Origin of the sequence: Blautia sp. HCP3S3_C4, from assembly GCF_052064095.1 — a bacterium.
Classification (GTDB): domain Bacteria; phylum Bacillota; class Clostridia; order Lachnospirales; family Lachnospiraceae; genus Blautia_A.
Map to the genome: position 1 here is coordinate 24,594 of NZ_JBQHWF010000017.1, position 22,692 is coordinate 47,285.

At 45.6% G+C, this 22,692-nt stretch carries 13 protein-coding genes and 2 pseudogenes; all 15 read right to left on the reverse strand.

Going from position 1 to position 22,692, the window contains the following annotated elements:
* Window positions 1-68 precede the first annotated feature (68 nt).
* The 15 genes and pseudogenes from ACTNC6_RS13780 to ACTNC6_RS13850 all read right to left on the reverse strand — a co-directional run bounded on the left by ACTNC6_RS13780 (window position 69) and on the right by ACTNC6_RS13850 (window position 22,668).
* On the reverse strand, window positions 69-1,448 hold the full coding sequence (locus ACTNC6_RS13780; protein ID WP_441044380.1) for an RNA-binding domain-containing protein: 1,380 nt from the start codon (window positions 1,446-1,448) through the stop codon (window positions 69-71).
* A 95-nt stretch (window positions 1,449-1,543) separates the two neighbouring features.
* Window positions 1,544-2,644, reverse strand: a complete 1,101-nt coding sequence (locus ACTNC6_RS13785; protein ID WP_441044381.1) for a helicase — start codon at window positions 2,642-2,644, stop codon at window positions 1,544-1,546.
* 25 nt (window positions 2,645-2,669) lie between these two features.
* Window positions 2,670-4,526 carry a recombinase family protein gene (locus ACTNC6_RS13790; RefSeq protein ID WP_001820670.1) on the reverse strand — a complete coding sequence of 619 codons (1,857 nt, stop codon included), beginning with the start codon at window positions 4,524-4,526 and terminating at the stop codon, window positions 2,670-2,672.
* 54 nt (window positions 4,527-4,580) lie between these two features.
* Entirely contained in the window at window positions 4,581-4,772 is a 192-nt protein-coding gene (locus ACTNC6_RS13795) for a hypothetical protein (protein ID WP_001820669.1), read from the reverse strand.
* A 71-nt stretch (window positions 4,773-4,843) separates the two neighbouring features.
* On the reverse strand, window positions 4,844-5,074 hold the full coding sequence (locus ACTNC6_RS13800) for a YdbC family protein (RefSeq protein WP_001206986.1): 231 nt from the start codon (window positions 5,072-5,074) through the stop codon (window positions 4,844-4,846).
* Window positions 5,075-5,119: 45 nt separating this feature from the next.
* Complete coding sequence (locus ACTNC6_RS13805) at window positions 5,120-5,974, reverse strand: ParB/RepB/Spo0J family partition protein (protein WP_000743700.1); 855 nt, start codon at window positions 5,972-5,974, stop codon at window positions 5,120-5,122.
* 8 nt (window positions 5,975-5,982) lie between these two features.
* Window positions 5,983-6,948 (reverse strand): MobV family relaxase, encoded by a 966-nt coding sequence (gene mobV, locus ACTNC6_RS13810; protein WP_001820668.1) that lies wholly within the window; start codon window positions 6,946-6,948, stop codon window positions 5,983-5,985.
* A 517-nt stretch (window positions 6,949-7,465) separates the two neighbouring features.
* Window positions 7,466-8,498: pseudogene (locus ACTNC6_RS13815) on the reverse strand (AAA family ATPase).
* 154 nt (window positions 8,499-8,652) lie between these two features.
* Window positions 8,653-9,127 (reverse strand): annotated as a pseudogene (locus ACTNC6_RS13820) (RNA polymerase sigma factor).
* 83 nt (window positions 9,128-9,210) lie between these two features.
* Window positions 9,211-9,636: a sigma-70 family RNA polymerase sigma factor gene (locus ACTNC6_RS13825; RefSeq protein WP_000323895.1), complete on the reverse strand. Its 426-nt coding sequence runs from the start codon at window positions 9,634-9,636 to the stop codon at window positions 9,211-9,213.
* A gap of 94 nt (window positions 9,637-9,730) precedes the next feature.
* On the reverse strand, window positions 9,731-10,240 hold the full coding sequence (locus tag ACTNC6_RS13830) for a sigma-70 family RNA polymerase sigma factor (RefSeq protein WP_105116765.1): 510 nt from the start codon (window positions 10,238-10,240) through the stop codon (window positions 9,731-9,733).
* A gap of 599 nt (window positions 10,241-10,839) precedes the next feature.
* Window positions 10,840-12,060 carry a tetracycline efflux MFS transporter Tet(40) gene (gene tet(40), locus ACTNC6_RS13835; RefSeq protein WP_024407615.1) on the reverse strand — a complete coding sequence of 407 codons (1,221 nt, stop codon included), beginning with the start codon at window positions 12,058-12,060 and terminating at the stop codon, window positions 10,840-10,842.
* 50 nt (window positions 12,061-12,110) lie between these two features.
* The gene (tet(O), locus tag ACTNC6_RS13840; protein ID WP_109317840.1) at window positions 12,111-14,030 is read right to left on the reverse strand and encodes a tetracycline resistance ribosomal protection protein Tet(O); all 1,920 of its coding nucleotides are present in this window, start codon (window positions 14,028-14,030) and stop codon (window positions 12,111-12,113) included.
* A gap of 366 nt (window positions 14,031-14,396) precedes the next feature.
* Complete coding sequence (locus tag ACTNC6_RS13845; protein ID WP_001129922.1) at window positions 14,397-14,771, reverse strand: TnpV protein; 375 nt, start codon at window positions 14,769-14,771, stop codon at window positions 14,397-14,399.
* Window positions 14,752-22,668, reverse strand: a complete 7,917-nt coding sequence (locus tag ACTNC6_RS13850; protein ID WP_441044382.1) for a DUF3849 domain-containing protein — start codon at window positions 22,666-22,668, stop codon at window positions 14,752-14,754. Before ACTNC6_RS13850 ends, ACTNC6_RS13845 begins: the two co-directional genes overlap by 20 nt.
* Between the last annotated feature and the right edge of the window lie 24 nt (window positions 22,669-22,692).

Consider the following 22,692-nt stretch of genomic DNA (forward strand, 5'->3'; position numbering starts at 1 on the left):
TTTTTGCACGACAAAAGGCAGCCCACTATGGACTGCCTTCTGCATAATCACACTATTAAATTAAACTGCTATAATACTTTCCAGTATCCTGCCTTTTTTGAGCCAACCCGCTCTATATAACCATTTTCTCTTAAAAATGATATATTGTTTTCTACTGCTGTTTCACTCACGCCTAATATGTTATGAAGTTCCGCAGTTGTAATATTTGGATTGTCTCTCATTTCTGCAATAATCTTTTGTCTTCTGGAATTTAAGGGTTTCTTATCCCCAACCTTTTTCCCAACTTTATTCCCAACCTTATTTATTCTCTCAAATGGGATAGTAACAACAATGGAATTCTCCCTAAATGAAAATGCATCTTTTCCATACATTTCCGTAATTTTAGGAACCCCTCGTCCGGATTTCTCACTTATATGCAGTTGAAGAAATATCTCGGACAACTTTTCATTTACAGGGATTGATTCTCCTAAGAAAAATCCCTCCATGGTCTGTGCCGGAGCAAGTGTTCCTCTCGATAGTATCTCTATCCGGTCAGAGAAAACCGAAATCATAGGCTCATTTCCTTCCACCCATTTATTGTGCAGAACGGCATTTATGATAGCCTCACGAAATGCCTTATTATCAAATAAAGGAACCTCTTTCCTCTCAACAACCCTGTCTGTTTCGTCCGTCTGGATTAGGTTCAACACATCCCCATAACGCAATAACTCGTCCAAGCTGTATAATAAACAGTCATTTCCAAATTCACGCACTGAGAAAAGATTAGAGCCTTTTGTTTCTCCATCAAAAATAGATACACGAAGCGGAAAATGAGAATTATCTGATAATAACTGTGCTAGAATGTTAAATTCTCCTTCTTCTGTTTTTAATCCTAAGTTCTTAATAAACGTCTTTTGATTTAAAACAATCCCTTTTGAACCATAATATCCAAAGAGTTTTTGAAATGTAAGGTCCTGATACTTCGCCGGTACCGTTTCTATCGTTTCCGTTCTTCCATCAAGTATTTTGAAAAGTTCAATTTCTCTCTTAGGGTAATCTTTCATATTACATTTTGATGATCCTATCCTTAAAAACCTCTTTTCTTTAAATGCCGTAGGAATTTCGGTTGCCGCAGGAATTACCAAACCAACGACTCTCTTTCCATAAATTTCTGTTTCTTCAAAACTAAAATTTATGCTTGGTGACAGATTTCTCGCAAGATAATTCTGATACGGTTCCTTGTTATATTCACAATACTGGTTAAATGTTGTTCCTACAATTTCATGGGTTGTATCATTTACACCCCAAATGAAATACGCATATTTTTTATAATGAAAAGCCGCCGCATTTGACAGGGCAGATACATATTCGCCTAATGCCTCAGGCTGAAACCAGTTTTCCTTAAATTCAAACCATTCCTGTTCATCACTTAAGGCACATAAATCTAAAACAATTTGTTTAATATCCATTAGTATGCTCCTTTACCCAACTTTTATTCCCAACCAAAATAATTATAACATGTTGGGAATAAAGTTGGGAATAAAAATAAAAAACTTCAAATTTTTTATAAGGTTTCTTCTTTTCCCCTTGCCTTTTGTGGCATAGGCTTTTCTGTATCTCCTCCTGCAACCTTTGCTTTCATCACCTCCAGCTTCGCCTTCAGAGACACTCTTTCTGCAGGTGCATCTGCATACTGTCTGATGCCCTTATCCTGCTCTGTACCCACTGTTTTCTCTGCAATCGGAATATTCTTCGCCGGACGGTCTGCAACCTCTTTTTCGCTCTTTGGAGCTTCCGGCTCATCATCCATATCAATCCCATCATTGCCCTTTTCATCCATGTTAAGCAGGGCATTTAATGCAGACAGACGCTCTAACTTCTCTGCAAGCTCCGCTTCCTGCGCAAAAGGCTTGGTTACCTCCACCTTTGCGGTTTCAAGCTGATGCTCCACAGTTTCAAGTTTTGTCTGTGCTTCCATGAGTTGCTTTGGCATGGATTCCAGTGCATGGTTGATACGGGCAATATTTCCAATCGGGTCTGAACCGACTTCCAGATTGTGGGAAAGCTGACCTTTCAGGTTCATCACAAATTTGTGGTTGAACGCATCAAAAGATACTGCCATCTTAAAACCTGCATATTCGCCAATGACCGCAGGGGCATTGACTGTTTTTATTTCTTTGCACATCTCCACAAGGGCTGTTCCGGCTTCTTTTTTATCCGTATAGAGCTTGTCCCCCACTTTCATGGAAAACTGCTCTTTATCCACCGGAAGGTTGGCTTTCGCAGCCTGAATGTCTGCCTGCATCCCGCTGATACGCTCCTTTAAAATTGTAATCTGCTGGGGATAATGCTTTGCGATGTTGTCCTCCAGTCGGTATTTCTGACTGGTATGGTTTGCTTTCATAAGTTTCAGTTTTGAAACCTGAATATCGAGGTCCATCTTCTCCTTGATGTAAGGATTTCCTGTTGCCAGAGCCTTGACCTCCGCATAAGTAAGTGCTGCTTCATCCACATCCTCACAGGAACGTACCGGAGATTTGCTTGTCATGATCTGACCGATGAATTTCTGCTTGTTCTCAATGAGTTGCCACGAATAACTATCAAAGGTTCCTTCCGTCACATAGCGGAAAATCTTGACCTTTGGATTAAGATTGCCCTGTCGCAAAATACGCCCTTCCTGCTGTTCAATATCAGTCGGTCATTTTTTGCGGACAGTTCATACATGCTATCCTTTTCTGTTCTCTGCTCCTGCGTTTGCTCTCGTTTGATTTCTCCCTCCGTATCTTCTTGGCACAAGCAGGACAATACCTTGATGCACCAGAGCCCGGGACATATTCAACGCCGCACACCGTACAATTTTTAGCGGGCATTGCTGCCCACCGTTTTGTAGGTATGATATGTAATTCATCGACAAAGCCGATGAATTTATAGTAAATCTTGATTTCCTGCTTCACTGTTCCGTCTGCCATCTTCTCACGCTCCGAAACAAGTATCTTGTCTATGAGTGCGTTTATAACTGTTGCATCCAGTTCTTTTAAGCCTTGATAATTTCGGATAAGGGCGAGGAAGTCACGGATTCCCCGTGATTTCTCGTAGCTTTCATTAAGAGTTTCCGTCACCTCTTTCAGCCTTGCTTCAATTTCAAGCTGCTCTTTCTGGTATTTCCCCGACATCATCTCAAAATTCCGCTCGGTAATACGCTCCATGACCTTATCCTCGTAGAGAGAGGAAAACAGCCTGTCCAGTTCCGCAAGGCGTTTGTTCAGCTTCTTACGTTCTTTCTCTAATGCTTTCGCCCTGCTCTGGTCTGTTTCCGTGAGCCGCTTTTCTATGGCCCTGACCGCCTTTTCATCATTCACTGCCATATCCGCAAAACAGTTGATGTCGGCAAGAACGGCATTGAATAAATCCCTTGCTTCTATATTGTGGGCACTACACTCGCTTCTTCCGTTTCTTGCATAATTATTACATGAATACTGTACACAGTCGATAATCTCTGGGCGTTTCCTCCTGTGTACGTTCATTGCCCGCAGAGCACATCCGCAGTCCACACACTTGATAACGCCTGCAAAAATATTTACAAATCCTCCCTTGTTCTGTGGAAGCCTACGACTTGTAATAAGCTGTTGGACAATATCAAATTCCTCCTGCGTGACTATTCCCTCATGGGTATTGGGTATCACTTCCCATTCTTCGGGCAGCTTAGAGGGGCGTTTCTTGCTTTTCATATTGGCGGCAATCCGTTTGTAGCCTACAAGATTTCCCGCATATATCGGGCTTCTTAAAATGCTCCTCACGCTGTTCCCACTCCAAATATAGCGTTTGTCCTCGTTCCCCTCAAAATGACGTTCAAAGCCTGTTTCGCCACGCTCCGCCGCATAAGCGGCAGGGCGTAGGATATGCTGTTTATTAAGATGTCTGCAAATTTTGGCAACTCCATTCCCTTTTAATGCAAGGTCGAATATCTCTTTTACAACATGTGCCACTTTATCATCTATCAGCAGATGGTTGTGGTCGGCAGGGTCTTTGATATAGCCATAAGGGGCGGTAGTTCCCATGAATTTCCCCTGTTGAAACCTCGCCCGATATGCCGATTTTATCTTAACAGATATGTCAGCGGCATACATTTCGTTTAAAATGTTGCGGAAAGGCGTGATGTCCATAGCAGATTTATTCAAGGTATCTACGCCGTCATTGACCGCTATATACCTCACGTTATGCTCTGGGAAGAAAACTTCCAGATATAACCCACAATCAAGATAGTTTCTCCCCAGACGGGATAAATCTTTCGTAATCACGCAGTTTATCAGACCGCTTTCAATGTCTTTTATCATATTCTGGAAACTTGGTCTTTGGAAATTTGTACCAGAATAACCATCGTCCACATACGTTTTTGCTATGTGCCATCCCTGCTTTTTCACATAATCCGTGAGGATGGATTTCTGTGTCGCAATGCTCGCACTCTCGTTATCCGTACCATCGTCTTTAGATAAGCGGCAATAAATGCCGACTAAATAGATTTTCTTTTCTTCTTTGATTCCTGCCATACTGTAAAACCTCCGTATCTGTCCTATCTGTTTTCATGTCCCATTGCGTACATTCTAAGCGGACAGCCCCTCATTGTCGAAGGTGTCGCCCTCGGCAATCTTCTTCCGAATATCCTCGGAGATAATCGGGACAAACGCTTCTGTAACGGTCTGTGTGCCGACATATTCACGGCTGATTATCATCTGCACTGGTGCTTTTGGCACGATACGCTTTCTCTTTTTATCTGCTTTCTTATCCTCGCCCATACTTAAATCTTCCTTTCCAGACAGGGCAGGGAAGAGTTTGGAAATGTCCCCGCCCTGCCAATCAGATACCATTAATCCTCGCTGTTTAATTCTTTCTGTAATGCTTTAAGGAGTGCCGCCGCTTCATCAGCGTTCAGCGTGATTCCCTTGCCGCACTTTTCACGGTTCGGGGAAAAGCTGCGGATGTCATACTTCGGCTCTTTCCCATTCCATGAAATGAGATTGATTTCCTTTGTGTAGCCACTGTCGCCCGTAGACAATACTGCGATTTCCTTTACGATTTCATACTGGATTTCTCTCATTCTCCATACCTCAACTCTCTGTATTTACTTCCCGAAAAAAGAAGATTAGCGGCTGTCACGGTTGCGTTTCCTCTGCAACTCACGCTCCAAAAGTTTGATGATGGTTTCCTCCATCTGCTTCGGCGTTGTGTTCTTCGGAAAGTATTTTTTCAGCTTGCTTGTGTTGATTTTCAAGGTTTCTTTCTGGTTGCCCTTTTCCTCCGTCATAATCGCAAATATCGTATCCATGTCAAGCCGCCCGCTCTGGCTTAACTGTTTCATCCGCTGTGCCTGTGAGAGTGAGGGCGTTGCTTCTTCGCTCTCCATCGTGGCAAAGAGGTTTTCCTGCTCGTCTTTCTTCAAGAAGGACAGTTCCACCGCAGGCGTGAGGGCGATTTTCCCCTCGTCCACCATCTGCAAAATCGGCGGTATCAGTTCCGTCAGGCGGATAAAACGCTGCACGGTCATCCTGCCCACGCCGAAGCCCTGTGCCACCTTGTCGTCCGTCCGCAACTTCGTCACAACTTGTGACGAGGTTAAGTCTGTGCGGAAACCCTGCCGCTTCATGGCTTCGGATTTCATCTTGTAAGCAAACGCCCGCTCCGATGGCAGGATATTCTCACGCTGCAAATTGCTGTCTACAAGGGTGATGATGGCTCGGTCACGGTCTAAGGGCAGGACAAACGCAGGCACGGTATTTATCCCTGCAAGTTCAGAAGCACGGACACGCCGCTGTCCTGCAATCACTTCATAACCGTCCCCGTCCTCTTTCGGGCGTGTGATTATCGGCGTGACAATGCCAAATTCCTTGATGCTTTCCGCTAACTCTGACAGTGTTTCATCTTCTGCCACATGAAACGGATTGTCGGGGAACGGGTACAAGTCTTTGGTCTTTAACACCTTAAAATCCTGTTTCTTCATTCACATATCTACCTTTCTTTCGCTCTGCTTCTATGATTTTTCTGCAATTCTTCCAACACTTCGGGCGGTATTTTTGACAGCAGCCGCCCCATCTGCTCGTTGGTTCTCTGCAATTCAAATATCTTCTGATTCGCTTTCTGCACCTTTAGTTCCTGCTCGTACTTTTCATCACGCATACGCCCCGCATAGTCTGATTCCTGCCCAATTCTCTCTTTCAAACTGTCGATATACGCCTGCTGTTTCCCGATTTCCTTAGAGAATTTCTCCACGTCTGGCAGCCATGCAGAGAGTAAATCTAACGCTTTATCCCTTTTCTTCCCTGCGTTAAAGGCGTTGATGTCGGATAGGGCAGACACGATTTCTTCATACTGTTTATCAAGCCTGCCGCCTAATTTATAGAGCCATGTGGGGACGTGTTTCCGCTTGGTTTCCATTGAGGACTGCCCCCGTTCAAGCTGATTCCACCGTGAGGACATCCGCTCATGGTAGGCGGTCTGCCACTCGGATAATGATTTCTGGTTGCCTAAGATAGCTTTCGCTGACAGCTTATTGTCTGGCGTAATCGGCACAAAGCAGAGGTGCATATGGGGCGTTCTCTCGTCCATATGGACGACAGCGGAGAGGATATTCTGCTTTCCAACACGCTCCGAAATGAAGTCAAGAGCCGTCTGGAAATACGCTTTTTGTTCTTCGGGCGGTAACTGGTTCATAAATTCTGGTGAAGCTGTGATGAGCGTTTCCACCATCATCACGCTGTCTTTCCTTGTCCTGCACCCCGCTTCGGCTACCATGCGGTTAATCTCTTTCTTGTAGGTGTACTTTGGTGGTGCTATGAGATGGTAATTGTTTTTAGAGCGTTCCATATCTATATCTGGGTTGCTTTTGTAGGCTTCTTTCTTCCGCTCGTTGTGGCGTTCACAAGCCGCAACGCCGCCCGCTTTTCGTTTCTGGAAACGCAGGATTGCATAAGGCATAGGCGGATTCCTCCTTTCTTTCGGCGGGTGACCGTCCTTTGGGGTGACAGCGGTGACGGTGGTGACAGCAGTTTTGGGATACCCCCTGCCGACTGCCGCAACTGTCACCCTCACCCCCTGCATGACGGTCATGTCGATGATGACGGTGTTTTTGGGATACCCCCCTCGCAAGAGCCGTCACCGTCATGCCGCCATTCTTTTATCCGAAGCCGTAAGGCGTAGGATAGCAGGGCACAGCCCTGCCTTAAGGGAGTCCAGAGGGAACGTCTGGCACACGACTTTGCAGGGCAAAGTGTAGTGTGTTACACCCTGTAAACGCAGTCGGAAAAATCGGAATGATTTTTCTGACCGCAGGGGTGGTTTTACACGACCGAAAAGGGCGAGTAAATCTCACGCCTGCATTTTGCGTTTACGGGGTGTTCTCCCGTAGGGATGACAGCGGCAGGGTATCCTAAAATCACTGTCACCACCGTCACTGCTGTCACCCGCAGGGCAGAGCCGCCAGCTTTACATGGCTTTAAGCGTCAATGACAGTAACAGGGGGGTATCCTAATATCGCTGTCACCACCATCACCGCTGTCACCCGCCCTCCTTGCAAGGGCAATCCGCCTGCCGTCTTTCCTGCGGCTGTACTGGTAGCAGATACGGTTCTCGCTTAAAAATGTGGTGCGGTATTCATTCAGCCATTTCGTAATCACCGTGGGTATGGTTTCCGTTTCCCCCATAGCGGCTAACAGTTCCGTTGCCGTGCCTATCCATTCTTCCTTATCCCTCATAAAATCCACCAACCGAAAAAGGACATCTGGTATCGTTTCTTTCGCAAGCTGCTCCTGCGTTTTCCGCTCCACAAGCTCCCAACGGCAATCACGGAAACGCAGCGTGTATTCCTGATAAGGCGTGTCCCTGCCCGTCACATACAGCTTGGCGGTGTCAGACGCACGTTTCTCCTTTTCCAGAACAAAGGTAGCGTCCGCACTCCCCGTTAATCCTGTCGTCCCAGACACCTTGTTGAACACGTCGCTGTCATTCTGCTTTCGGATGTGGTGTACGACAATGACCGCCAGAGAGTGCCTGTCGGCAAAGTCTTTGATGAGGGAGATGTCCCCATAGTCGCTTGCATAGGCATTGTCTTTTGAAGCTGTACGGACTTTCTGCAAGGTATCAATGACAATGAGCCTGCTGTCTGGGTAATCTTTCAGATAATCTTCAAGCTGCACGATAAGACCGTCTGACAGCTTGCAGCTTGCCACGGCAAAGTGGAGCCGCCCGCTTGCTTCGTCCGTCAAACGAAATAACCTGTCCTGTATGCGGCAGAACGTGTCCTCAAGGCAGAGGTAAAGCACATCGCCCTCCATTGTCGGCATATCCCATAAAGGGATTCCCTGCGACACGCATAAGCATAGCTTCAGCATGAGCCAGCTTTTGCCTATCTTCTGTGAGCCGCAGAACAGCGATAAGCCTGTCGGGATAAGGCTGTCCACCACAAAGGATGGTTTCTCAAGCGGTTCATAAAGGAGCGTTTCGGCGTTGACTGTCTGTAACTTCTGCATGGCTTTCCTCCTTTCGGGCGGTGTCTTTGTTTTCGTTGCACATAGGCGTTGACCTCCTTAAAAATAGATTTACTCCCACGGAAAAAAGTGAGAGTATGTAATGCCGCCAATCCCACACAAATAAAAAACAGATTTCTTTTTCGGGCGGTGTCGGTCACGGTTGGAGATATTTCTTCAATTTCCGCCTTTACTTTCTCCTTTGCAATCGCAACAGATTTCTGTATTGCCGAAGCGGTGCAATGCTCCATAGCGGCGATTTGGTAAAAATTGAACTCATACTCGTAGTAGAGCAGGAAACGCCGCCTTTGTATCTCTGGAAGGCTCCCAACCGCCTTATAGAGCGTTTCATTCCGTTCTTCCTCAACCATGCGTTCATCAAGGCTCTTAGGCACACGCAACGCCCGTCTGTAAAGGGTTTCGTCCCATACCTCGTTAAACTCCCTGTGCCGCTCGTCCCATTAGAAAAGATTCCTGTTCCTGCGCTCCATCTGCCGAAACTCCATAAAGAACTGTTCCGACACTTCCAACTCGTGGGATTTGCCCTGCCCGTCCTTAAAGCTGATAAAATACCTTGTGCCGCTTTCCGTGGATTCCTCCCGAAGCGTGTATGCCTTAACCCTGTATGCCATCCTGTTGTCCTCCTGCAAAAAATGAGTGAGGGGATTTCCATCCCTCACCCAGTAGCCCGCAGGATGGCAGGCTGTTTTAGAAGCTATAAAATTTTCCGCAGCTTCTTCCGCAGATGGTCTAACCTCGCATAGATGGCACCAGTCGTCAAATGCACAAGCGGGGCAATCTCCTTTGTGGAATACCCCTGCATTTTCAGCAGGACGATTTTCAAGGTACGCCCGTCCACCGTGACTAATACTTGATAGAGATTTTCGCTCTCAATCTCTTCCAGTAACTCCGCAACCGTACCCACTTCCGCCTGCCGCTCCCTGCCTGCCATGTCCTCAAGATATTCCGCAACGTCATTCGTCCATCGGTAAAACCGCCTGTTGGAATTGAAGTCTGCCCTGTCCGCCATGCGTATCTGCTCAATGGTCGCTTCATCAACGCCGCACTCACGCAGCAGCTTTTCCTCCGCTTCTTTCCAGATACGCCATTTCCTGTCCTCCCGTCCGTGGTTGTATGCCATTCTTACTTCCTCCAATCAGAATTGATTGAGAGGGCAGAGAAAAGCCCCCTCATCTTCCCAAAGGAAAAAACAAGGGGGCTGAACGCCTTAAATTTTAATTTTCTATTATCTTTCTTAGTTTTATTAGGATTCTGGCTTTGCGTTTGTTTACAACGCTCTGGGTTATGCCCAACCTCGCCCCGACTTCACGCTCGGAAAGTCCGTCAAAAAAGATTGCCTGTATCAGCTCCTGTTCACTATCCGACAGCAAAGGCAGGGCGGCTTTCAGCCTGTCCACCATGACCGCATTGACAACGGTTTCTGCAATGTCCACCGCTTCATCAGTGATAAAGTCCAGAGGATTCCCCTCGCTGTCCGTAAATCCGTCGAGAGATAGCAGTCTATTCTTTGTATCTAATTTTTGCAGATAACGCCACCGTTCCTTGTCACGGTAGAAGTCTGTGTATTGCTCCCTCACGACTTCAAGCAGACAGCCTTGAATGGGGATAAACAGCTTGTCCATATAGGTCTGGTCGGATTCCCTGCAACGGCAGAACTCCGTGTAGGATAATTCCACATAGCCGCCACTTTCTCTGATATATACCTTTCTTGGTGCATATTTCACCATAAATACCTCCCATCTGAATTTTTGAAATGTAAAAAATCCAGATGGAGAGGCGGAGAACGACACCGCATATCAGAAACAGCCCTACGGCACTTTCCAACAAAAATCGACAAAAGAAAAACCGCAAAGGCTCTGTGACCTTTACGGTTATAGGAAATAGTAATTCTATTGTATGGAGATTGTACTTCTACTTTCAAGGTGAGAAGTACCGTTGCACTGGCAGAAATTTTTTTAACTGGTTTCCTGCCGTTCTCTGATATGCTATGTATTGATAAATTTTGCTTCGTATGAGCAGATAGATAACTGCCCGAAAAAAGGACATAAAAAAATCCCTCCAAATTTAAAAACAAATTCAGAGGGTAATTTAGGGTATAACAAAATAACCCACCCGAATATCGTTTTTTTTATTTGGTGAGTTTGTTCTTTCAAATACGAAACAAATGCTCATGTACGGTAAAGTATCACAAGAAAATTATGTCGAATTGACAGCCGCCTCCGCTATACCGAATAAGGAAATAAAGAGTCCTCAAATTTTGCGCTACTAAATGAAGACGAGCGGAAGTAATCTCCCGCTCGTCAGTAAACTTAACTATGCCATATCAATCCCGCTTCTTTCCCGCCACCGGCACTAAGAACAGCGCGGGCAACAGCAGGAAAGCGGTACAGACCAGCCCCCAGGGTATGGACACCTGCTGGGCTACCAGCCCCACAATAGGCCCGCCGATGATCTGCCCGAAAGAGTCCAGCTGTCCGCTGGTGGAAAAGACTGTGGCGCGCATTTTCTCATCCACATGGTCGTTCATCCAGGCGGCCAGCACAGGCTCCTTGATGGTGCGCATAAGCCCCGCCAGCAGGAACACCAACAACATGAACCAAAAGCTCCGCCCCACCGCGAAGAGAACCAGGCACAGGATATACCCGGCGCTGGTGGACATGACCACACTGGTTCGGCTGACAGTCCCTTTTTTCTCCATGCGGGCGATGAGCAACTGAGAAGCCAGAATACCTAAGCCGTTGCCGATAAGACTGATAACACCGAACCAAGTGACGCTGTTCAGCGGCCCGATAACGGGTATTACCGTGTCATCCAGAAAATGAGCGGTGGAGAGCCGGTCAAAGCCTTCACTGGCAAGTCCCCCGCATAGTGTGATTGCTAAGAGCGCCAGCAACACAGGTGCGCCTTTCACAAAGCCCAGGTTGAGCTTGAACAGGCAGACAAAGTCTTTAAGCAAGCCCTGCCGTTCCTCAATAGCAGGGGAGAAGTTGGTTTCTGGCATGATGCGAACCATCACCAGCCCCAACAACAAGCACAAACTGCCCCCCAAGATGACAGGCATTTGCAGGTTTATGTTTCCCAGCAGTGTGCCCAGCACCACGCCCAGAACGCCGCCGATTTGCCCCATTTGACTGCCCCGCAGGAACACCTTGTCTATGGGTTTGTCCTCTTCCTCCGAGGCAATCCACGCCTCCAGAGCGCCGGTGATGAAGGTATCACCGCAACCCCAGACAACCTGGGCCAGCAGAACCGGCGCGAACCACGGTAGCGCACCCTCCATCAGAAAGCCCAGGCCGTAGAGGAACATTCCAATCAGCACCGAGCGCCGACGGCTATACAAATCCGCCACCACACCGGTGGGTATCTCGAACAGAAAGCAGGAGGTCTCCAGAACCGTCCCTACCAGGACAAGCTGGAAAGCATCCAGCTGCACCACCTCCAGGTGGTACACGATGGAAAGCACTGTGGACATAGAAACCGCCAGGGAACAGACAAATCGGAACAGCAGGTAGACAGAATATGCCTTTGAATTTTTAGCAAACATGAAGTTACATTCTCCTTTCAAATCTCATTTTATATGACTTTTGCAAGCTGTTAAGCTAACTTGTGGAACATATGCCGAACCTTATCTATACGGCTATTCGGGCGGCGGGGTTGGCAAATAAATTTACCAATAGCTGGCTGGTATCCTTTTAACTCTGTCAAGCAGACTCCCTGCCCATTTGTGAAATAAGTTAAATCGTTCCTGTATTCTTGAATACATCTAGCAGGGATTTCTCCTTTCAGAATGACCTCGTCATTCTTTATCTGAGTACTTACAATATCTGCACAATACCTTGGAGCATCATGATACGCCCGTGAGAGATATTCCTGCGGTGCATAAATTTCAAAGTGGAGATATGGCTCTAATAGTTCTGTCCCTGCTTTTTTTAAAGCCTGCTCCAATACGATAGGGGAAAGCAGCCGAAAGTCTGCGGGGGTACTTACAGGACTATAATACAATCCATATTCAAAACAGATTTTACAGTCTGTCACTTTCCATCCATACAGCCCCTGCTCGCAGCCATAAAGAACCCCCTCCATAACCGCATTTTGGAACGATTGATTTAAATATCCAAGTGAAACTCTGCTTTCATACTGCACTCCGCTTCCAATAGGGAGCGGCTCTATGGACAACCCGACAGAAGCCCAGAAAGGATTTGGCGGGACTTCTATGTGGATGGTATATTCTGCTTTTCTAAGCGGTCTTTCCATATATATAACAGTAGGCTCTTTTATTTCTGCCTCCACATGATATTTTTCCTCAAGGATGGCACAAATGACTTCCATCTGCACATTCCCCAAAAAAGAAAGTATAATCTCATGCGTTGTAGTATCCACATAATATTTTAAAAGAGGGTCTGTATCAGCAATCTCTGCGAGGGCATTTAACAGGGCTTCCCTTTGCTCCGGCTTTTGCGGCTCTACCGTTGTCCGAAGTAATGGCATGGGATTATCAATCCATGTTTTGTGAGGCAGGAGTTTTTCATTTCCCAGAATGTCGTTCAGTTTCAAAGTATCATCAGCTAAAATAACAATTTCTCCCGGACAGGCATGGTCAGCCGGGACGATTTCACCATTTGACGGAATACACATCTCTGTGATTTTTATTTTCTCTTTTTCAGATATTCTAATAACATCCCTCAAATGCAATGTTCCGCTATATATACGCACATAAACAAAACGCCGCCTTTTCTCTGAATATTCAATCTTAAAAACCTGCCCGCATAGTTCAGATTGACCTTCAGGCGTTGATGAATAAAATTTACTGGCAATTACTTCTATAAGCTGCCGAATCCCCAGATTGTTTTTAGCGCTTCCGTGATAAACGGGAAATAACGTTCCGTTTTGGAATCTCCTGTTTTCTTCCTGTTCCAGTTCTGACATTTTAAACGGTTTCCCTGACATATATTTCTCTAATAGTTCATCGTTTCCCATAATTACCGCATCCCACTGTTCCATATCGTCATTGTCCGTTACATTTATATGGGGATGCTGCCCAACCTTTTGCTTCACTATAATTTCCGAAGAAAGCTTTGCTTTCATTTCCCGATATACCATTGGCAAATCAATCCCCTCTTGGTCAATTTTATTGATGAAAAAAATTGTCGGAATCTTCATTATCTGTAGTGCATGAAACAGTATACGGGTCTGTGCCTGTATGCCATCCTTTGCAGAAACTAATAATACTGCTCCGTCTAATACGGATAAAGAACGGTATACTTCCGCCAAAAAATCCATATGGCCTGGCGTATCTATAATGTTGACTTTTACATCCTCCCACTGAAAAGATGTCACTGCTGTCTGGATAGTGATTCCCCTTTGACGCTCCAAATTCATTGTATCTGTCCTTGTTGTGCCTTCATCTACGCTCCCTAGTTCTGCAATTGCACCACTGGTATACAATAAACTTTCCGTTAATGTTGTCTTTCCTGCGTCAACGTGAGCCAGAATGCCTAAGTTAATTATTTTCATGTGATTTTCCTCCTATCAACACCCAAAAAAGGGCATAAAAATACCCAGTGATAAATACTCCTATCACTGGGTAAATAACTCCAATAGCCCCAAAACACTTATATGTTTTCGGGCATATAAAATTACATGATAAAAGTATTCTTAAACTGGGTACAAAAAACTAAGCCCCATATTAAAAGTGAAACGGGACTGCTACTTTTTGTTCCCACTATCAAATTGACAGTTTATTTAAGAATACCTTGCCGCATATTTATTAACTCCTTGTATAATACTGAATCTAATTATATTCCTTAACCCTTTATTTGTCAAGCTGACAAACTAAAGCAGAAAAAGCGGCAGGATTTCCCCCTGCCACTAATCATCTGTTTATGCAAAAATAATTTCCTTTTCCACAATCTCCCTCGCACAAGCCCTTATGTTATTGAGGCATCCTGTCCATTCTAAGGCGTTTTCTGCCTTTAGCTGTTCCGTTATGCCCTGTGCCTGTTTCATACCCTCTATGAGCCTTTCAAAGCGTTCCTGTGCCTGTCTGTTGATGTCGGCAAGGTAGGCGTTTAGCCTGCCGCTTGTAAGAAGATTGGTGTATGTAACTTTACGGTACTGTTTTAGATAATCTAAATGCCGTTGCCCCCAGATGCCTATTGCCTGTTCTTCTTCGGCGGGTACAGTTAAGCACGGTATCAAATAATCCCCTTGCCTTTCGTATTTGCCGCCCAGTTCCTCAAATAATGATTTTGCCATTGTCTGTTACCTCCACATTCTTTTTTATTTTGAATGTCCGCAAAATCCGTCCTACATCAGAAGGACGCCAAGGCACATCAAGGTGGTGCAGTGCGATAAGTCTGTCCTGCACATTGGTTCCGGCTCCCATCTTCTGTGTGGAACCAAGCAAAAAACGGACCTGTCCGCTTCTTACTTTTCCGAACAGCTCCGCTTTCCTAAGCTCCGTATTTGCTTCATGTATAAATGCGATTTCTTCCGGTGGGACACCCTTTTCGATCAGCTTGTTTCGGATGTCCTCATAAACATTAAATGTACCATCTCCTTTCGGTGTTGACAGGTCACAGAAAATAAGCTGCGTTGATTTCTGCTCCTTTGTCTGCTCCCATATTTCAAATGCCTTTTCCACACAGTTGCTTGCCTTTGAATTTTCATCATCCGGCAACATATCATTGATAAGCCTCTGGTCTAATGCCAGCTTTCTTCCGTCATTGGTAATCTTTAGCATATTGTCCTCATAAGGCTGTACCTGTCTGTCACGCACGGCTTCTGCCCTTTCTGCCAAAGATGCCACCATGTCCTTTTGATATTCACTTGGCTTTAGCACCACATTTTCATACTCTGCTTCCGGCACAGGAAGATTTAGCATATCCGGTGTCTGAATATCCGCACTCTCCTTAAAAAGTGCAATCAGCTCCGGGAGATTAAAGAACTTTGCAAACCTTGTCTTTGCCCGGTATCCGGTTCCCTCCGGTGCAAGCTCTATGGCTGTCTGCGTTTCTCCAAAAGAGGATGCCCAACTGTCAAAATGTCCCAGTCCCAGCTTCTGAAGCGTACCATACTGAAGGTAACGCATATTGGTATAAAGCTCTGTCATACTGTTTGAAATCGGCGTACCTGTCGCAAAAGTTACACCCTTACCGCCTGTCAATTCATCAAGATACTGACACTTTGCAAACATATCCGAGGATTTCTGTGCCTCTGACTGTGCGATTCCCGCCACATTTCGCATCTTGGTATAAAGAAACAGATTTTTGTAATTATGGCTCTCATCCACGAAAAGCCTGTCCACGCCAAGCTGCTCAAAGGTCACTACATTATCTTTCCTTGATGCATCATTCAGCTTTTCAAGCCTTGTAAGAAGTGATTTTCTTGATTTCTCCATCTGCTTAATGGTGTAGCGTTCTCCGTTGTCGGCTTTTGCCTGTGCAATGGCAAGCTCTATCTCATCAATCTGCCTTTCAATAATGGCTACCTGTCTTTCCTGTGAAAGCGGAATTTTCTCAAACTGACTATGCCCGATAATAACCGCATCATAATCTCCCGTGGCTATTCTGGAACAGAATTTCTTACGGTTGGCAGGCTCAAAGTCTTTCTTTGTTGCAGCAAGGATATTGGCTCCGGGATATAACCGCAAAAAATCACTTGCCCACTGCTCCGTCAAATGGTTCGGAACCACAAACAGGCTCTTTTGACATAATCCAAGACGCTTGCTCTCCATGGCTGCCGCTGTCATTTCAAAAGTCTTTCCGGCTCCCACACAATGGGCAAGCAGGGTATTATCTCCGTAAAGTACATGAGCCACCGCATTTTTCTGGTGAGGCTTTAACTCAATATCCGGTGTCATGCCGGGAAATTTCAGATGTGAACCGTCATATTCCCTTGGTCTTGTGGAATTGAAAAGCTGGTTGTATTTTGCCACAAGTACCTGTCTGCGTTCCGGATCACGAAATACCCAATCCTTAAATGCTTCCCTTATGGCTTCCTGCTTCTGTGATGCAATGGTGGTTTCTTTCTTATTCAGGACTCTCTTTTCCTTGCCGTCCTCCTCTATGGTATCGTAAACACGGCTGTCCTTTAAATTAAGGGAATCCTCCAGAATGGTGTAAGCATTTCTCCGGCTTGTACCGTAGGTCATATTGACAAGGGAATTACCGTAGTCCGCATTTTTGCCCTTTATGTTCCACTGTCCTGTCACATCGGAATACTGTACTCCTACGACATTCCTGTCAAACAAATGCTGCGGCGTTTCAAAGGTCTCCCGCATAAAATCCTCGATATACTTTGGGTCAATCCATGTGGCACCGATACGCACCTCAATCTCGCTGGCATCCAGCTCCTTCGGCTGTACCTGTGTGAGTGCCTGCACATTCACAGCATATTCCGGGTGACTTTCTGCATAGACCTTTGCTGTTTCCAGCTTGTCACGGACATTTCCACTCAGATACTCATCCGCAGTTTCCCATTGATCCGTCAATGGATTCTGAAATATAATTCCAGTCAGCTCCTCCTTTACCGTATCCACATCCTTTCCGGTCAACTCTGCCATATAGTCAAGGTCAACCCTTGCTTTTTCCGATAAGGACACTGCCAGTGCTTCACTTGCCGTATCCACACTTGTGACAACCTCTGCCTTTTTAATGGTACGCTTCGTGAACATATCCGCTTTGCCCTTGAAATTGCCCTCATCGTCCAATTTTTCAAGAGAACACAACAAACAATAGCTGCTGTCCTGATTAAATGCTCTTTTATTGGTCTGCGAGTTGATCAAGCCATGTTTCTTGGAAAAAGCATCATATAAGCTGTTTAACTCCGCCTGCTTTTCCTTAATTACCGTATCCGGATATTCCTCTAATTGTAGATTGATAAGCTCCTGTGTACAGTTTCGGATACCCACCATTCCCTTGATACGTCCCTGCATGGAATCGGACATATCCACAGGCTTCATAATGGAATTTTCACGGTAATATACCTTATCATCCACAATGGTATAACTGTAATTCTTGACATCCGGGTCTGCGGGAATGGTGGCATCCGCAAGCTCATCTGCCAGCTCATCCAGTTCCACCGCTTCAATCTCTCCGTCAATATGGCTGACTGCTTCCTGTAGCTGCTGTGCAAATGGTCTTGTGGTATCGGGCATACAGGTACTTTCCATGCCATACGGTCCGCTGACCATTTCCATTTTTCCCACAATCATCTCCGGGTGTTCGGCAAAATAGCTGTTCATGGCAATGCCGTTCTCATCCTCTGACAGATGCACCCAGTCCGGCTCCAAATCCATCACACGGTCACGCTTCTTTAAGAATAGGATATCAGAAGTGACCTCTGTTCCGGCATTCTCCTTAAATGCTGTGTTGGGCAGTCTGACCGCACCAAGAAGCTCTGCTCTCTGTGCAAGATATTTTCTGACCTCCGGACTTTTCTTATCCATTGTTCCCTTACTGGTAACAAAGGCAACCACACCTCCGGGGTGAACCTTATCTAAGGTCTTTGCAAAGAAATAGTCATGGATTAAAAAATTCTGTTTGTCATACTGCTTGTCTGCCACCTTGTACTGTCCGAATGGCACATTTCCGATTGCCACATCAAAGAAATCATTGGGATAATCCGTCTTTTCAAATCCTGTGATTTTAATGTCGGCATTCGGATATAGCTGCTTTGCAATCCTTCCCGTAACGCCGTCAAGCTCCACACCGTATAGTCTGCTCTCCTGCATCTTCTTCGGTAGCATTCCGAAGAAATTTCCTATACCCATTGCCGGCTCCAGCACATTTCCTTTTTCAAATCCCATTTTATCCAAGGCATCATAGATACTGCGGATTATGGCAGGGCTTGTATAATGGGCATTTAAGGTACTCTCCCTTGCTGAAGCATACTCCTGATCCGATAACAGTCCCTTTAACTCCTGATATTCATTCGCCCAGGCACTCTTGCTTTCATCAAAGGCATCCGCAAGCCCGCCCCAGCCGACATACTGAGATAAAATCTCCTGTTCCTCCGGTGTTGCAATACGGTTCTCGCTCTCTATTTTCTCCAGTGTATGTATAGCTTCCACATTTCTGCGGAATTTTTCCTTTGCAGTGCCAATTCCTAAAGCATCATCCGTGATACGGAAATTGACAGCCCCGGTCTTATCAATCTGCGGTTCTGCCTGCTTCACAGGTACTTCGATATCCGGCTCTAATGATGTGTCTGACACTTCCTCCGGCTTTTGGACATCCTGTCCGGAAGTTTCCCGATTTTCTCCAGACAGCTCATTTTCTTTCTGGTTAAATTCTTTCCATACCCTATCTGAAACTGCCGAAAAATAAGGAGACTCATCTTCCATAATACTGAACTGAATCTCCTCCATATCCTCTATGCTCTTTGCCCCTGCTATTTTATCATGGTATTTAAAATACAAGGCTTCACGGCTGATAATACCCTCAAGACGCTCAAGTTCCGGCTCAGACATCCGTTCCCAAATATCATCCTTTTGCGTATGAATGGTAAAACCTTCCCCATCATCGTGATGCTCTAAGGTATATTGCAATGTGTCATGTTCTCCACGAATATCGCACTCAAAATCATAAACCGTGGTTCTGGTCCCTGCAGAATACTCCCTGTTAATCAGAACCAGATTTTGCACATCCTCTGCCGTTAATGGTGATTCCTCAACACCTTCAGGATAATCTTCGCTTCCTTCAATCTGTGTAAACACCTCTGTTTCGTGACGGTCTATATCCCTTTCCGTCATCTCGTTGAGATAATCTTCCTCGACTTCTCCCCGCTGTGGCTGATAATCGTACTCAAAGGCAACACCATTTACCTCTGCATAAAAAAATTGATTATCTGTTACGGAATTTCCAAGCACATAGGTTTCTTCCTCAGTCCCCCATTCATCGACTTTGATGCACTCCTGTCCATCAATCGTGATTTTCTCAGCCGCCTGTGCCGCAAGCTCTTTCTCCTGCTCGATATACCGTCTTGTCTGGTTGATAAATCCATTTAATACAGCCGGGTGGGAATCCACAACCATATCCTCATTTTTCACCATGGCATAAGGCTCAATAGCTTTTGCCCACTCCTTATTCTCCGGAGAAAACCGTCCATCCTGCCTTTTGTGCATGACAGAATTGGCAAGCACATAACTTACTCGTTCAGAGCCATATTCCTGAATGACTCCCTCCGCTGTATCCTTTGGCAGACGATACCCGTCAAACTTCTCAGCGATTGCCTTTTCAATGGCATTCTTACAGGCTACCTTGGTTTCATGCTCCATCTTTGCCTGTGCCTGCTCCAAAGCCTTCTGCTCCTGCTCCACTCTGTACTGTACATAGGCTTCTTTTCCTTCCGTAGATAAATACTTATCTTCTTCAATGAGCTTTCGGATACGTTTCTCCACAACCTTCCAGGACAACAGCACTTCTGCGTATGGTTTTCCGATATTTCCCTTTTTCAGCTTTATTCCTTTTGCATCATGATCCTCATAGCTGTGGTCAGCTCCGGCAAGTGCATGGCTACTGCCGCCTGTTCCATATTCATTCTTTAAGAAATTAGCTGCTTCTTTGCTGTCATGCCCTTCCTTAAAATAATCATAAATACGAAAAGACCCATTTGAAAAACCACTTCCCCTGCCAAGCCTGTGGTCAATCTCATCCTGCGTGATAAAATCCTCGTGTTTAATTTCCACATGCTCAGCAGCTGGAAATGTCAGCCTGTCTACCAGAAGGTTATCGAGTTCGGCACGAAGCTCCTCTTTTGGCATAACAGAACGGAAACGCAGGCTTTTTTCTCCGGTTTCCAACTGATGCAGAGCATGATCCATGTGGGCAGCTATCCTCTCCACCTCTTCCGGTGTAGAAAGAAGTTCCACCAGTCTTGCATGGGCATCCGGGTAATTGCCCGCCTTTAATTCCAATTCTTCCGGCATTTCTCCCATACCGTCACGGAAAAAGAAAAATAAATGGTTTGCAATCCTGCTACGCTCCACCTCATCCACAAGATAAGCTTCATTTGCACCCATATATGTGCCATTCTCTACCTGCCTGCGGATATTCTGCTCAATCTCTTTCCATTCCATCGTGAGTATCGGATGCTCCGTTGCTGACGTACCGTATCCAACACGCATGCCGCCTTCATCAAACCATACGGCTATCTGCTTTCCGTCAAACTCAAAGCCTTTTCCGGTGGTTCCATACTCTTTTTTCAGAAAGGCAGTCATTTCCTCCGGTGTCTTTCTCTGTTGGTACTTGGCATAAATACGCTTGCGGCTGTCATCCCTGCCCCCACCGCTTCTTAAAATATCATCAATCTGTTGCTCCGGCAGTACAAAACCTGCCGGCATAACACTTTTTTCTTCTGCCTGCTTCATGGCAATGTTGCCGACCTGCTCCGAAAACATGGTAAAAAGGTCAAGCTGTTTGAACATACCGTCTGTATCAATCTGCTCTGCCACTTCCCCCGGAAGTAAATAGACACCATCCTCGATATAAGAATTGACCCAGTATCTTGCATCTTCCCATGACAACCTGCTCTCTGCTTCACGGGTCAGATAATTGCCTTTCCACATGGTAAGCCCATCCTCATCAGCTCGATACCCGGCTCTTACATCCCCAATATACAGCTCTGTAAATTCCTCCATACGGAAAGAATTTTTCAGATACTCCGTCTGTAAAACCGCATCCTGCTCTGACTGGAAATATCCCGCAATCTCCGGTCTTTTATGGATAAGGTGATTATCAAAACATAAGACTCCCTTTTGAAGCTCCGTGAAATCTTCGGTTTTATCCGAAAAAGAACCGGATAATGAATTGCTGTCACTATCCGGCTCCTGCATGGTAATATTAGCTTGTTCCTCACTGCTTAAATGTAGATCAGTTCTGTCAGCACGATTTCCTCCGCTGAGTGTCTGATGTTGTTCATCTTCGCTACCCAGCGCATCTGATCGGCTGCTTTCAGTTCCTCGTTCACTCCCTCCGACTTCGCCATCTGTCCGGTCAGAAGTTCCATTCTCTGCTCTGCCTGCTCCTGTATCTGCAGACAATGTGCTTTCAGCTCCCCTGTCAGAATCATTCCCTGATAAATCCCTCTCCTGTGCTCCTTCAGAAAGTTCTTCCTCATCAGTCCGTACTTGGTCAGTGCCTTCTCCGGCTCCTCGTTCGCTGTCAGGTTCGGAATCAGATAATCCCCGTTCTTTTCGTATGTCAGTTTCATTGGCAATGCCCTCCATTTCTGTATGATTTTCAGTTTCCTTTGGTTTTTCTATTGTCGTTTCACTTTCACGCTTTAAAGCATTATAGTCTGATTTTGGTGCATTTGCAAGTCCTTTTTCAACATTTTCTTCATGGCTTCCAATATGCTCCCCAGCCGCTTTTTCTCTTGCCTTATTTCGGGCAATCTGACGCTCGTATGCCCCTATTGTCCTTCCAATTTCCATAAGCAGGGGCTTACACATTTCCGTAGTTGCATTTCCAATGACAGCTAATGACTTTGTATTATTAAATTCGTGGATATATTCAAAATTCATGTCATCTTTCCACAAATCCATATCGGCACCGCATCGGGATAGCAGGGTAAAGGAGATACTGGAAGCCAGCGTTTCCCTCAACCTAATTCCAAGATTCAGTTCATCCAGATCATCAAGGAAACTGCCCTCTTTCACATAGTTTAGCTCCGGTAAAAGTTCCTCATAATAATCCTGGGCAATCCTGTCAGCTATCTCCATAATCCTCTCTTCAAAAGGCATATTTACATCGGTTCCACCATAAGTCTTTTCAAGCTGTGCAAGCACAGGAGCCTTATGTTCCTCCTTAAGTTCCCACAGATTTGGGTCACGCCCGATTCTTCTTGCCTTATGCACATCTGATACATCAAAGACATATTTTAATCTCGGACGTTCGCTGTCCGTATCAATCAGGGCAATTCCTTTCGCTCCACGGTTGACCCAGCAATTCATCTTTTCATTCCACGTTTCAAGTGAAGCACAGGCTGTAGCATCTGGTCTTTGGGCGTATATTAACATCTGCTCGTTAAAGGGATATTTATACAGTCTTGCAGCCGTGGTCAGAAATCTGGTCCATTCATTTTCGTTTTTAACAATATCTCCTGCTGTCATTTCTGCCAGTGCAGATATATAATGATATTTTCCTGCCATAGATACTCCTTTCGATTCAATTTC